This window comes from Pseudoalteromonas sp. SR41-1 (assembly GCF_014164015.1).
Taxonomy (GTDB): Bacteria; Pseudomonadota; Gammaproteobacteria; order Enterobacterales; family Alteromonadaceae; genus Pseudoalteromonas; species Pseudoalteromonas distincta.
In genome coordinates this window covers 162,540-176,245 of record NZ_JACJEK010000004.1, presented here as the reverse complement: position 1 = coordinate 176,245, position 13,706 = coordinate 162,540, and the positions used below count along the sequence as shown (strand labels likewise).

The following is a 13,706-nucleotide window of genomic DNA, read 5'->3' as shown; positions in this document are numbered from 1 at the left end:
TCTATTTAATTAACGCTCGTAGACAACTTCTACGTCGTAATCATCTTCATCCCAGTCATCCCAATCATCATCATTGCCCTTACCTTTAGTGGCTTTTTCATGATAGGTATCCCACTTAAATTCAACTTCTTCATCTTCCACTTGTACAAACTTCTCTTTAGGCATGCTATCAAGTAGTGTCATTATGTTGTGGATTAATGGTTGAGTGTTAAGTTTATTAATTGCTGAAATGTGATAGATATTTTCAGTTTCGCCCAGCTCTTCTGCAATCGATTCGCATAACGCTTTTGCTTCATCCTCTGGTAATAAATCTATTTTATTAAATACTAACCAGCGTGGCTTCTCAGCTAATTTAGGGCTGTATTGGTGCAGCTCGTTAATAATCGAAAACGCATTATCAACAGGGTTTGAACCATCTACCGGCATTACATCAATAATGTGTAATAACACACGACAACGCTCTAAATGTTTCAAAAAGCGAATACCTAGGCCTGCGCCATCAGATGCACCTTCAATTAGACCCGGAATATCGGCTATAACAAATGATTTATTTGCTTCAGGACGTACTACACCTAAATTAGGAATAAGCGTCGTGAATGGGTAATCAGCTACTTTTGGTCTTGCTGCAGATACACTGCGGATAAACGTAGATTTACCGGCATTTGGCAATCCAAGTAAGCCAACATCAGCTAATAATAGTAACTCTAATTTTAAGTTACGTACTTCACCTGGTGTGCCTAATGTTTTTTGACGAGGTGCTCGGTTAGTACTTGATTTAAAACGCGCATTCCCCAAGCCGTGGAAACCACCTTTTGCAACCAAAATTCGTTGACCATGTTGCGTTAAATCGCCAAGTCCCTCTTGGGTATCAACATCCATGATGCGCGTGCCCACAGGCACCATAACAAATAAGTCATCAGCTTTTCGGCCTGTACAGTTACGGCTACGACCGTTAGTACCACGTTCAGCTCTATGGAAGCGCTCAAACTGATAATCAATTAAGGTATTTAAGTTTTCATCAGCTTGTAGATAAACACTACCACCGTCTCCACCGTCACCGCCGTCTGGTCCACCATCTGGAACATATTTTTCACGACGGAAAGACACGATGCCGCTGCCACCGTCTCCAGCTTCTGCGCGAATTTCTACTTCATCTACAAACTTCATGATTACTCACTTTAGGGATTGGCTTGTTTAATAACTCTATTATATACCCAAGCCAGCACAAATGCAGGCTTGGGTATATATTGGCTGACTACAAAACAAAAAACCCCGCAAAGGCGGGGTTTTTAACTACCTTACTGATTACTCAGTTACGATAGTTACGTATTTACGGTTTAAAGGACCTTTTTGTTCAAACTGAACTTTACCATCTGCTTTTGCGAAGATAGTGTGGTCTTTACCGATACCTACGTTAGTACCAGGGTGGAAACGAGTTCCACGCTGACGAACAATGATGCTACCCGCTAGAACTGATTCGCCACCAAAACGCTTAACACCAAGGCGTTTGCTTTCTGAATCGCGACCGTTACGAGTACTACCAGCTGCTTTTTTATGTGCCATTTCTAAGTACCTCTAATTAAGCGCTAATGCTAGTGATTTTAACTTCAGTGAACCATTGACGATGGCCCATTTGCTTACGAGAATGCTTACGGCGTCTAAATTTAACAACCTTAATCTTCTCACCGCGACCATGTGAAACAACCTCAGCTGTTATCTTGCCACCGTTTACGAACGGTACACCGATCTCGATTTTCTCACCATCAGCAACTAAAAGTACTGAATCAAATTCTACTGCCGCACCAGTTTCAACGTCTAATTTTTCAAGACGAATCGTTTGACCTTCAGTCACACGATGCTGTTTACCACCACTTTGGAAAACCGCGTACATAATTAACTCCGTCTGTGCACCCTCAAATCGGCGCAACTAAAATATTCTTCGATAGGGCGCGAAGTTTACGCTAACGCGAAATAACTAGCAAGCCTATTTTGTAATTAAAATGAATAAAAAGTAGCTGCTTTGAGAGCAATTCAATATTTACCCCATTTTATATTAATTGGCCCTTTTGCCAAGCGCTTTTTAACTCTTAGCCGAAATAAATTAATGTACTCAAATATGACCCTCACAGCTCAATATCTAAGCACACCATAAACTCTATATTGATTATCAATTAATCAGTTATCTTGGCTAATTCAGTCTAAATTAAGTACTTTAATAGTGTTTTTTCAATCAATCGTCACAAAATATCGAGCTAGTGCATTTTTTGTTGTACAATCTGCGCCGTTCACACATAAAAATTGGCTCGGAGATCAATGGATATAAAAGCTATCCAGGCGTTAATCGAAAGCGATATGAATGACGTCAATCAACTTATACATGCGCAAATGCGCTCAGATGTGGCGTTAGTTAATCAGCTTGGTTTATATATAGTTAGCAGTGGCGGCAAACGCGTTCGTCCAATGCTGGCTATTTTAGCAGCCAAAGCGCTCGGTTATCAGGGTAAAGATCACATAACACTTGCAACAATTGTTGAGTTTATCCATACAGCAACGCTATTGCATGATGATGTTGTAGATGAATCAAACTTACGACGTGGCACGCCTACAGCAAATGCTGAATTTGGTAATGCTGCTAGCGTATTGGTCGGTGACTTTATTTACACTCGCTCATTTCAGCTTATGGTTGGCCTTGGAAAAATGCAGATTATGCAAGTACTTGCCGATGCAACAAACATTATTGCTGAAGGTGAAGTATTGCAGCTGATGAACTGCAATGACCCAGATACGACTGAAGCCAGCTATATGCAGGTTATTTACTCTAAAACGGCTAAATTATTTGAAGCAGCTACAGGCCTTGCTGCCATTATCACAGAGCAAGACCAAGCGACACTTGATGCACTAAACCTATACGGTATGCATTTAGGTACTGCGTTTCAACTAGTAGATGACGTACTCGATTACAATGCAGATGCTGAGCAGCTAGGTAAAAACATTGGCGATGATTTAGCTGAAGGCAAACCAACCCTTCCGCTTATTTATGCTATGCAACATGGTAGCGAGCAGCAAACACAGCTCATTCGTGATGCAATAGAGCACAGTAATGGTATGGAGCATTTAGAAGAAATTTTAACTGCACTAAAACAAACTAATGCGCTTGAGTTTACAATGCAAAAAGCAGAGCTTGAGGCCGAAAAAGCCATTGCCTGTTTAGATTTTTTAGCTGAGTCTGACTATAAGCAAGCACTTATAAGCCTTGCCCGTATTGCGGTTGACCGCGACCACTAGTTTTAACTAGTTACACAGTGTGACATTAATTCTGAGCAATAAAAAAGCCTGCGAATGCAGGCTTTTTTATATACCAATTTTATCAAAACATTAAGCATTCTTTCGGGCTAAATAACTCATTAGCTGCGTTAAATATTATTTATATAGAACAACTATACATCGTAATATTTGCCTTGCTAACGAGCTATTTATCCATCGTAATAACTGCTCATTTATTTAATGCAATTGGTATCGCTCAAACTGGCTATTACGCCATGAAATCAACACCTTCTTTGATGTCTTTTTTCAGAGTTTCAAGCATGTCATTTTTTGCTTTTGTTTCAAATGCGCTTAGTTCGCCGTAAGAAAGAATTTCTTCTACACCGTTTTTACCTAAACGTACTGGATGTGCAAAGTACTCTGCATCGCCATTTTCAACAGCAACGTAAGCGTAATCTACAACTTCTTCACCTTGTAGGCCTTTAACTAAAGACATACAAAAACGAGCTGCAGCAGCACCCATAGATAGCGTAGCTGAACCACCGCCTGCTTTAGCATTTACAACTTCAGTACCCGCATTTTGGATACGTGGAGTAAGTGCAGCAACTTCTTCATCAGTGAAAGAAACACCTTCAACTTGAGAAAGTAGAGGCAGAATAGTTGTGCCTGAGTGACCACCAATTACTGGTACTTTTACAGTTGCTACGTCTACGCCTTTAAGTTCAGCAACAAATGCTTCTGAACGAATAACGTCAAGCGTAGTAATACCGAATACGCGTTTAGCGTCGTAAGTACCTGCTTTTTTGAATACTTCAGCAACAATTGGAACTGTGCCGTTTACTGGGTTAGTAATAATACCTACTAACGCTTTAGGACAGCTGGCAACAATGCCTTCTGCTAAAGTTTTGATGATGCCAGCATTTACATTGAATAAATCAGCACGATCCATACCTGGTTTACGTGGCATACCCGCTGGGATAAGAACGATGTCAGAACCTTCAAGCGCTTTATTTAAATCGTCTGCGCCAAAGCCTGCAACTTTAACATCTGTTGGGATGTGAGAAAGGTCAACCGCAACACCTGGTACCACTGGTGCAACATCATAAAGTGATAATTCAGAGCCAGCTGGTAAGCCTGTTTTTAATAATAAAGACAACGCTTGGCCGATACCGCCTGCAGCACCTAATACAGCAACTTTCATTGGAATTCTCCGTAATTTGAGGTAGGAAACATTTGTGGCTCTTAAGATAATGAAATTAGCGACTAAAAACAAATTTATCCTGTCTATTTCAAGTATATTTTCGACCATAGTCGTAAACTTATGTGATTTAACGCATCAAACTGGCAAGTTAACTAAACAACTGCTGCATAATTATTCATTTTTGTGTAGAATTTGCAGCATAAATAACAAAAACGAATAAAGACTATGCAACCACAAGATAAACAAGAAGCACTGGTAAAAGCATTTAAATCACTATTAAAAGAAGAAAATTTTGGCTCTCAAGGCGAAATAGTTGATGCGTTAAAAGATCAAGGTTTTGACAATATAAGCCAAAGTAAAGTTTCACGCATGTTAAGTAAGTTTGGCGCTGTACGTACACGTAATGCCAAGCAAGAAATGGTTTACTGCTTACCTGCTGAAATGGGTGTACCTACGGCTAAAAGCCCATTACGCCAATTAGTAATCGACATTATGCACAACGAAATGATGATCATTATTCGTACCAGCCCTGGTGCTGCTCAGCTTATTGCACGTTTATTAGATTCATTAGGTAAAGCAGATGGCGTACTAGGAACTATTGCCGGCGATGACACTATTTTTATCGCTCCTGCTAAAATATCTGAAATAGATGTAACACTTGAACGTGTTCGCATTTTATTTGATACGGTTTAATAGCAAACTAAATTTGTTTTAAAAACCCGACTGAAGGCGCAAAGAAAGCAGAACCCATATCGGCTTGAGTAAAATCAAGCCAGTGGTCGTAACAATCCCCTTCCCCTAAACGACTATTAAGTACTTTTTCAAATGCGGTACCCGTACAAGCGCATGTAATTGATAACATTCCCTGCTCATATACATCGCCATAAGGCATGCTCTGATTTAATAGTAGCGGTTGTCCGTCTTCGTCTTTTAGCTCACTTCGCGAAGCATGGCTGGTTTCAATTGCGGGGGTAATTAGTGTGTTATCAAGGCGCGTACGCCCCATTATTTGTTCTTGCTCGCTCAATGATAAGTGCTGCCACATAGTTAAGTCATGCTTATAACGCTGTACATGAATATAACTTCCCTGATCTTCAAAGCTACCAGGGTTGCTGATTAAAGCCGTAGCGCGCTTTTTTCTTCCATGTGCGGTGTCGCCACCATAAATAAAACCGTTAAAATCACGACCATCTAAAAAGCGAAAATTCCGAATTTGCTCCACCAGCTCTACATCGGGGGCAAATAATTTTAAAATTTGCAGCGCAAATAAATGGTTAACATCTTCACGGTCAGAGCGAATTTGTACAAATAAATCACACGGTTGTACGCTCATTTGGTGATCGCTATGGGTTATATTGGGAAAGCTCTGTAATTCGCTTGGAATGTATTCAGGGAGGATATGCGGCCAGTATTGCGCACCAATAGCAACCATACAAGAGAGCATTGATTCTGAAAATTGATCGCTAAACTCTTCTTCTATAGCGCTTACTTGTTTTAACTTTGCGCGAAGTGATTCGTCTTGACCATCAAACACATTAAAAAATAAGTGCAAACCGTGTAAGTTTGCTTCAGCACAAATCCCTGATTGCGCTTGCGCCATTGTTATTCCTTAGTTTTACAGATAAAAACACAGCGAATAACAAATTAATTACGATTCGAAAAAATTCACCGTGTGAGGTTTTATTTTTATTATAACCTGATCATTATTTTCAAATGACTGGCCATATTGTGCAGCAACTTCAATTTCTTGTTCATCAATAACAAGCGAATAAACATACGCCGAACCAATAAAGCGACGACTTATGATTGTAGCTCGCTTGCTGAATTTGTCACTTTGGTTATCTGCCACTAATTCTATTTGATGAGGGCGCACATATATAAGCCCTGCACTTACATTATGCTTACTCTCAACATAAGATTCGACTAAACCAAATGGTGTTTTATATTCAGTTGCGGTTAACACTTCTGCGCTTAAGTATATGCCCTGACCCAGAAACTCTGCAACCTCCTTTGAACATGGAGCTGCAAAAAGCTGCTCAGGCGTGCCTTGTTGCTCAATTTTACCGCGATGCATAATGGCAAGTGTATCTGAAAACGCAAACGCCTCTTCTTTTGAGTGTGTAACAAACACAGCAGATACTTGAGTTGCCTTAATAATTCGACGTATATCGGCAATTAATTCAAAGCGTACTTGTGTGTCGATGTTTGAAAAAGGCTCATCAAGGAGTAATAAACTAGGTTTATAAGCTAATGCACGAGCGATAGCGACGCGTTGCTGTTGGCCACCCGATAACTGGTGTGGAAACCTGTCAGCACAGCCAATTAAATGTACAAGCTTAAGCATTTCATCAACGCGTTGCTGCTTTTGAGCTTTGCTCATTTTACTAAGCCCAAATGCGATATTATTTGCCACCGTTAAATGCGGAAACAGCGCATAATCTTGAAACATCATGCCGATGTTACGGTGCTCAGGTGAGACAAAAGATTGCTCATCACTCACTAATTTACCGTCTATAAAAATAGACCCTTGCTTAGCTTCAATTAAACCTGCAATCGCTTTTAACGTGGTCGTTTTGCCGCATCCACTCGCCCCGAGTAGACAAACAATTTCATCTTTACCCACCGTTAAATCTAAATCGTGAATAACCTTTGTGCCGTTATAGTGATAGCTCACGCCTTGTAAAATTAAACTACTCATTTAACTACGCTGCTCCATAGAACGATTAATAAAATACAAAGGAATAAACCCAACAATAACAATAAATAAAGCCGATATTGAAGCAAGCTCTAATTGCTCGTCACTTACATACTGAAATACATGAGTAGCTAAGCTTTCAAAATTAAACGGTCTGAGCAATAGCGCAGCCGGCAACTCTTTCATACACTCAATAAATACCAATAAGGCAGCAGTGAGCAATCCTCTTCGCAGTAAAGGTAAGTGCACTAAACGCAGCGTTTGCCCTTGGCTTTTACCCATTGATTGGCTTGCCATATCAAGTGATGGGCTAATACGTAAAAAACTCGACTCAATTGCTCCGTGTGCAATGGCGTAAAACCTAACAATATAAGCAATAATAATAGTAAGAATGCTACCTGTAAGCAGTAAGCCAATATCTAAATTATACGGCTCGAGCGCTGTGTTAATGGTGTTCTCTAATAATGTAAGGGGTAACAAAACCGCAATAGCGAGTACAGTTCCTGGCAACGCATAGCCTGTGCTTGCTAAACGCCCGGGAACAAGCGGATACGTTTGCTTTGCCACACGCTGATAAAAAACCACAAAAACACTCAATGTAATGGTTATAACACTTACAACCCCTGCCACTTTTAAACTTTGCCAAGCGTAACTAAAAAACTCTACATCCCATGCTTTATCAAAGTAGGTAATGGCGTAATTTATAAGTACTGCAATAGGAATTACAAAAGCGATAAGTAAAATAAAGCTACAAAATGCCGTTGCGAGCCAAGCAGACTTTCCTTTTAATACATAGAGCGATTCGCTATTTACGCTTGATTGGCGCTCAAATACCGCTTGGTTTCGGCGACTAAAGCGCTCTGCCATTAATGCTAAAAATAACAGTAATAACATCACACCCGATATTTTAGCGGCCGCTGTAAGTGAGTAATAACCAAACCACGTATCGTATACGGCGGTTGTTAATGTACTTACGGCAAAATAACTCACTGTTGCAAAGTCAGCCATGGTTTCCATACTTATAAGCGCAAGAGCCGCCACAATAGCCCCACGAGAGAGCACTAAACTTACTTTAAAAAAGCTTTGCCAAGGAGATAACCCCATTAACTGGCTAGCTTGCACTAATTTGAATGACTGCTCGCGAAGGGCCGTTTTAAAAATTAAAAATAAATACGGGTAAAGTACCAAGGCAATCATAGCGATGGCGCCGGGTAATGTACGTATATCAAAAAACCAATAGTCGCTAGGAGATTGCCAGCCAAACCATTCTCTCAGTGCTATTTGCACCGGACCCGCATAATCTAATAAGTCAGTGTATACATAGGCAATAATATAGGTAGGCATAGCAAGGGGCAGCATAAGTGCCCATTCAAACTGTTTTTTACCCGGGAAACTACAGTAAGCCGTCAGCCACCCAAGCGGCAAAGCTATGGCGCAGCTAAGGACGCAAACACCTAAAACTAACAATACGGTATTGGTTATGTAATCCCAAAGCACGGTATCCCACAGGTGAGAAAACACCTTAGAGCTACCTTGTAGAGATTCAAAAAGAAGAAAAAACAACGGGGCCGATAGTATTAAGCCAGTCGACCACGCAAAGAGCTGCCATTTAGACAGCTTAAATTTATTAGTCATTAAAGATCGAACTTCACCTCATCAATTAGCTTAAGTGCTAACGGACGATATTTACTAATCTCATCAAGTGGCAAGCTGTCTTCTTTAAAGCTACCCCAAGAGGCAACCAAAGTTGATAATTCAACACCCGACTTAACTGGATACTCCATATTTAATGAGGCATACATGTTTTGTGCTTTGCTGTCGGTCATATACTCGATGAGCTTTAATGCATTTTCAGGGTTTTTAGCATATTTGGTAATAACCGCACCCGAAACATTTATGTGTGAGCCACGATTAGTTTGATTCGGAAAGTTAATATTTACGGCCTCAGCCCAACCTTTTTGCTCTTTATCTTCTAGCATTTTGCCAAGATAGTAACTATTGCCTAATGCCAAGTTACATAAACCTTCTTTAACAGCTTTAACTTGAGCACGATCGTTACCTTGAGGCTTGCGCGCTAAATTAGCCTTCACACCTTCAAGCCACTCTTTAGTTTGCGCTTCACCATGGTGTGCAATCATAGAAGCTACTAAACCTAAATTATATGGATGTTTGCCTGAGCGCGTACAAATTTGTCCTTTGTATTTAGAGTCTGCTAAATCTTCATAAGTGAGCTTAGGTAACTCACCAACTCGCTCTTTTGATGAATACACATTACGCACTCGCTTAGTAAGCGCAACCCATTGGCCATCACCGTCACGAAAGGCGGCTGGAACATTATTATTTACACTGTCACTTTTTATAGTTTGTGTTAATTTTAAATCTTCTAATTGAATAAGCGCGCTAAAGTTAGAGGTTAATACTAAATCAGCTTTACTGTGCTTGCCTTCGCGTTTAACACGCTCAATTAGCCCTTTTTTAGCAAAAACAACATTGGTTTTTATGCCTGTTTGCTTTGTAAAGTCTTCTAAAATTGGCTGAATTAAAAACGGTTGACGAAAAGAGTAGATGTTAACAACATCGTTTGCAAAGACTGGTGCCGATGCAACTACCCCTAAAACAAGTGCAAATACTTTCTTCATTATTCCACCTAAATAACTGTTATTATCAACGAATTCTACCGTGCTCATTCTAAAAGTGCACACTTTAAATAAATGTAAATATGTAAATAACGCCCAAAAAGGAAATACGGTGTAAGAGATGTCTTACGGATGTGACAGCTAATGAGTAAAAAACAAGATAAAAAACAACGCAAAAACAATTAAACCTATGAATTATATGAAATTTATTTTTATTGCTATTGCAAAAACACTAATTGAATGTAGTTTTATCTCTATTTTAGTTGCTCTATTGCACTATAATTTACGCATCAACCAAGCAATGACGCTTATTGAGTAAAAGGAAATGGACTGCTTACTCAACCAACCAATGATTAGGTTATCAGGACAACACGGACTTTAGGACAGGCTCAGGATGAGTATCACAACGCAATGTTGTAAAAAGGACAGCGTCAAGAAGATGCGAAAAGGATAACAACAAGGCTAAGTTGTTCAACAGGATGTTGAAGGAATAAATGGACAGGCCTTTAAGGCAACACAAGGGATTGGTTAAAACAAGGATACGCTAGGAAGTGTAATTAAGGATTTGGTAATAGTATTTACCCTACAGGATGTTTAGGAATTAAAGGATACAGGCCCGGACGGTCTACATTACATAGAACTAAAAAGTAATATAGTAATAAACATGGATTAGTGAAAATTGGAGTTGATTAAGTTCAATTGCAGGATGCAGAAAATTAGAAGATTCCGCAAGCGCGCCTAGAGATAGAGCGCGCTTTTCTTTGCCTAAAATTTGGGTGAGTAAAGCACTGAGCAACTATCACTAATCTTTACTGAGTAATATCGCGTCACAGCAAATCAATGCTAAGACCTTAAAATACTTTATTAATATTTTAAATTTCGCTAAGTTTTTTATTAATTGCGCCGATAACTAAATAACGCAAGGATCATAAATACTCAATGGATATGAATTTTAAAACATCTCAAAGTAATACCTTTTTATGTAAAGTATCAGACGCAAGTACAGCAAAACCAATTGGTGTATTTAGTGCCCAAACCCCCAGCGAAAATCCCTATAAAGCTTTATTTAACCCCAAAGGTTATAACTTTTTAAATATGCCAATGAGTGAGTTTAAAAATATACTTAACGAAATTATTCAGTTAGAACGCGACATTCGTATTAGCAAGTGGGGTGAAGGTGCTCGACCTGATGAGTTTAGTTATCAACTTAATAGAATAGCAGACGCTATTGCAACGACTCAATTTAATGGCAAAATAGACATTAACTGCTACTTTTTAAAACGAGTTGAAGAAGCAAAAGAAATGATTGGTGAAGACTGTATCTCGTTTATTCAAGTGCATAATAGTATAAGTCAATTGTATAATACTGTTTTACAATTAACATCTGAAGAAGGCTTCAGAGCAATTCAAAATAAAGCACTTGCTCACTTAAAAAATCAGCAAGCATTTGCTTAACTTCGTAAAATTAACCTTCTAGCGGTCGGCCTTTATTGCGCTTACCCAATAAATACGCATCACGAAACTTAATAAAATGCTGCTCTAATTTTGTCGATGCATCCATTTCGCCCGCAAGTGCTAATACCATAATAGCCACTTCAGCAGTGCCTAGTTGATGCGCATGAGGGGCTACACGTAATCGGTAATCAGATAGTCTATCAGCAGTAACAGAAAGTACAGGCAAGTTATCTAAATAAGGGCTTTTGCGAATCATTTTTTTAGCTTCGCGCCACGTACCATCTAAGAATATAAATAGCGGCTTTTTACCTGATTCAATACTCACTTCTGTAATGGCTCTGCCCTCTTCTACATCTTCAGCAGGAAAGACGACCATAGGCTGATACTGCGAATCATTTATTAAAGCTAAAAGAGCGGGGTTAGGATCTGTTCTATCCCATCTAAATGCGTGGTTATCTGGCACTATTTCAGCAATTAAACGCCCTGTATTAGAAGGTTTAAAGCTTTCATTATGATACATCAGTAAGCACACAGCGGCCTTACAATCTGCATGCTCAACACCTTTGCAAATACAGTAGTGCTTAGCAATCAGGCATTGTTCACAGCGATCTAATTTACCGCCTCGAGCATTAAACTCTCGACGAGATTCACTTATTTGTTGAGCGCGTAATGCTAAAACTGAGTTTTTCACTGTATTTACCTTCAATTAATTAAGCGCGCATTGTAACGACTTCTTGTTATTTAATCTTATATTTATCTAAGTTAAAAATAGACATAAAAAAACCCAACCGAAGTTGGGTTTTTTAAGCAAATACTAAGAAGTTAAATTACTTCTTTTTAGCTGCTTTTTTGTTTGGTAAATCAGTGATTGAACCTTCAAAAATTTCAGCTGCAAGGCCGATTGATTCATTCAATGTTGGGTGAGCATGAATTGTAAGCGCTAAGTCTTCACCATCAGCACCCATTTCAATACCTAAACCGATTTCGCCAAGCATTTCGCCCGCGTTAATACCGATCATAGCACCACCGATTATACGGCCACTTTCTTTATCAAAGATAAGTTTAGTAGAACCTTCAGTACGAGCAGATGCAATTGCACGACCAGATGCTGCCCACGGGAATACCGCAGTTTCAACTTTTAAGCCTTGCTCTTTTGCTTCTTTCTCAGTAACACCTACCCAAGCGATTTCTGGGTCCGTGTACGCTATTGAAGGAATACATTTAGGGTCGAAGAAATGCTTCTGACCAGAAATAACTTCTGCAGCAACATGACCTTCATGAACCGCTTTATGCGCAAGCATAGGCTGTCCAACTAAGTCACCAATTGCAAAAATATGGCTTACGTTAGTACGTAATTGCTTATCAACATTAATAAAGCCACGCTCATCAACGTTTACGCCCGCTTTTTCAGCATCAAGTAAGTTACCGTTTGGAGTACGGCCAACTGCAACAAGTACTTTGTCGTAACGTACTGGTTCTGCTGGTGCGTTTTTACCTTCAAACGTTACGTATAAGCCGTCTTCTTTAGCTTCAACACCAACAACTTTAGTTGAAAGCATTACGTTGAATTTTTTGCTTACGTATTTTTGGTAAATTTTAATAATGTCTTTATCAGCTGCTGGTACTAATTGATCAGCAAATTCTACAACATCAATTGCAGAACCTAGCGCACGGTAAACCGTACCCATTTCAAGACCGATAATGCCACCACCAAGTACAAGTAGTTTTTCTGGTACGTCTTTAAGTTCTAATGCACCAGTTGAATCAATTACACGGTCATCTTCTGGGATGAAAGGTAAGTTAACTGGTTTAGAACCTGCTGCAATAATCGCGTTATCAAACGTGATAGTTGTAGCGCCGTCTGCGCCTTCAACTACTAAAGTATTGCTGCCAGTGAATTTGCCGTATCCAGATACAACTTTCACTTTACGCATTTTGGCCATGCCTTCTAGTCCACCAGTTAACTGGCCAACTACAGAATCTTTCCAAGTACGAACTTGGTCAAGATCGATTTTTGGTGCGCCAAAAGTAACACCGTGAGATGACATTTCTGCTGCGTCATCAATCACTTTAGCTACGTGTAAAAGTGCTTTAGAAGGAATACAACCAACATTAAGACATACGCCACCTAATGTTTCGCGAGATTCTACTAATGTAACTTCTAAGCCCAAGTCAGCAGCACGGAAAGCCGCAGAATAACCACCAGGACCACCGCCTAGTACAACAACTTGAGTTTTTAATTCGTTGCTCATGCTTTTACCTTAATTGTTTGAACGGGACACTGCCCTAAAATTTAACTGCCATGTTTCTGCAAGGCAGAAAGAGTGAGCAGCGCACAAAGTGATGCAATTCGTACAAAGATTGTATCATTGCAAATGGTAAAAATCCCAGCTAAAAACAACTGGCTGGGATTTGATTCTATTTATTTTATTGCGTATACCAATTTTACTAAACT

13 protein-coding genes are annotated in these 13,706 nt (G+C 39.5%); 3 read left to right on the top strand and 10 right to left on the bottom strand.

The genetic code is table 11. The annotated features are described in order from the left end of the window. Positions 1-9: 9 nt before the first annotated feature. The 3 genes from cgtA to rplU all read right to left on the bottom strand — a co-directional run bounded on the left by cgtA (position 10) and on the right by rplU (position 1,891). Positions 10-1,167, bottom strand: a complete 1,158-nt coding sequence (cgtA, locus tag H5118_RS04955) for an Obg family GTPase CgtA (protein WP_002957746.1) — start codon at positions 1,165-1,167, stop codon at positions 10-12. 138 nt (positions 1,168-1,305) lie between these two features. Further along, positions 1,306-1,563 (bottom strand): 50S ribosomal protein L27, encoded by a 258-nt coding sequence (rpmA, locus tag H5118_RS04950; RefSeq protein ID WP_002957747.1) that lies wholly within the window; start codon positions 1,561-1,563, stop codon positions 1,306-1,308. Between the two features lie 16 nt (positions 1,564-1,579). Continuing rightward, positions 1,580-1,891, bottom strand: coding sequence for a 50S ribosomal protein L21 (rplU, locus tag H5118_RS04945; protein WP_002957748.1), 312 nt, complete (start codon positions 1,889-1,891; stop codon positions 1,580-1,582). A gap of 422 nt (positions 1,892-2,313) precedes the next feature. On the opposite strand from rplU, the gene ispB reads away from it, so the two are divergent. Then, positions 2,314-3,285, top strand: coding sequence for an octaprenyl diphosphate synthase (gene ispB, locus H5118_RS04940; RefSeq protein WP_024596483.1), 972 nt, complete (start codon positions 2,314-2,316; stop codon positions 3,283-3,285). A 247-nt stretch (positions 3,286-3,532) separates the two neighbouring features. Here ispB and mdh read toward each other — a convergent pair whose 3' ends face one another. Continuing rightward, on the bottom strand, positions 3,533-4,465 hold the full coding sequence (gene mdh, locus H5118_RS04935; RefSeq protein WP_002957751.1) for a malate dehydrogenase: 933 nt from the start codon (positions 4,463-4,465) through the stop codon (positions 3,533-3,535). Between the two features lie 225 nt (positions 4,466-4,690). Here mdh and argR point away from each other — a divergent pair, with 225 nt between their 5' ends. After that, positions 4,691-5,158 (top strand): transcriptional regulator ArgR, encoded by a 468-nt coding sequence (argR, locus tag H5118_RS04930; protein WP_002957753.1) that lies wholly within the window; start codon positions 4,691-4,693, stop codon positions 5,156-5,158. A gap of 7 nt (positions 5,159-5,165) precedes the next feature. Here the strand turns inward: argR and H5118_RS04925 are convergent, their stop codons facing one another. From H5118_RS04925 to H5118_RS04910, 4 genes are read right to left on the bottom strand one after another with little or no spacing between them, the layout of a single operon-like run. After that, positions 5,166-6,065, bottom strand: coding sequence for a Dyp-type peroxidase (locus H5118_RS04925; protein WP_182747983.1), 900 nt, complete (start codon positions 6,063-6,065; stop codon positions 5,166-5,168). A gap of 48 nt (positions 6,066-6,113) precedes the next feature. Further along, the gene (locus tag H5118_RS04920; protein WP_182193971.1) at positions 6,114-7,163 is read right to left on the bottom strand and encodes an ABC transporter ATP-binding protein; all 1,050 of its coding nucleotides are present in this window, start codon (positions 7,161-7,163) and stop codon (positions 6,114-6,116) included. Next, positions 7,164-8,795, bottom strand: coding sequence for an iron ABC transporter permease (locus H5118_RS04915; RefSeq protein WP_182747981.1), 1,632 nt, complete (start codon positions 8,793-8,795; stop codon positions 7,164-7,166). It abuts the gene before it with no gap. After that, positions 8,795-9,799 (bottom strand): Fe(3+) ABC transporter substrate-binding protein, encoded by a 1,005-nt coding sequence (locus tag H5118_RS04910; protein ID WP_182747979.1) that lies wholly within the window; start codon positions 9,797-9,799, stop codon positions 8,795-8,797. Before H5118_RS04910 ends, H5118_RS04915 begins: the two co-directional genes overlap by 1 nt. Before the next feature lie 936 nt (positions 9,800-10,735). Here H5118_RS04910 and H5118_RS04905 point away from each other — a divergent pair. Next, complete coding sequence (locus tag H5118_RS04905; RefSeq protein ID WP_024604547.1) at positions 10,736-11,251, top strand: hypothetical protein; 516 nt, start codon at positions 10,736-10,738, stop codon at positions 11,249-11,251. A 10-nt stretch (positions 11,252-11,261) separates the two neighbouring features. Here H5118_RS04905 and H5118_RS04900 read toward each other — a convergent pair whose 3' ends face one another. Continuing rightward, a complete protein-coding gene (locus H5118_RS04900) occupies positions 11,262-11,942 on the bottom strand; it encodes a tRNA-uridine aminocarboxypropyltransferase (protein ID WP_182747977.1) in 681 nt (226 codons plus the stop codon). A gap of 136 nt (positions 11,943-12,078) precedes the next feature. Further along, entirely contained in the window at positions 12,079-13,503 is a 1,425-nt protein-coding gene (gene lpdA, locus H5118_RS04895; RefSeq protein ID WP_002957761.1) for a dihydrolipoyl dehydrogenase, read from the bottom strand. Positions 13,504-13,706 lie beyond the last annotated feature (203 nt).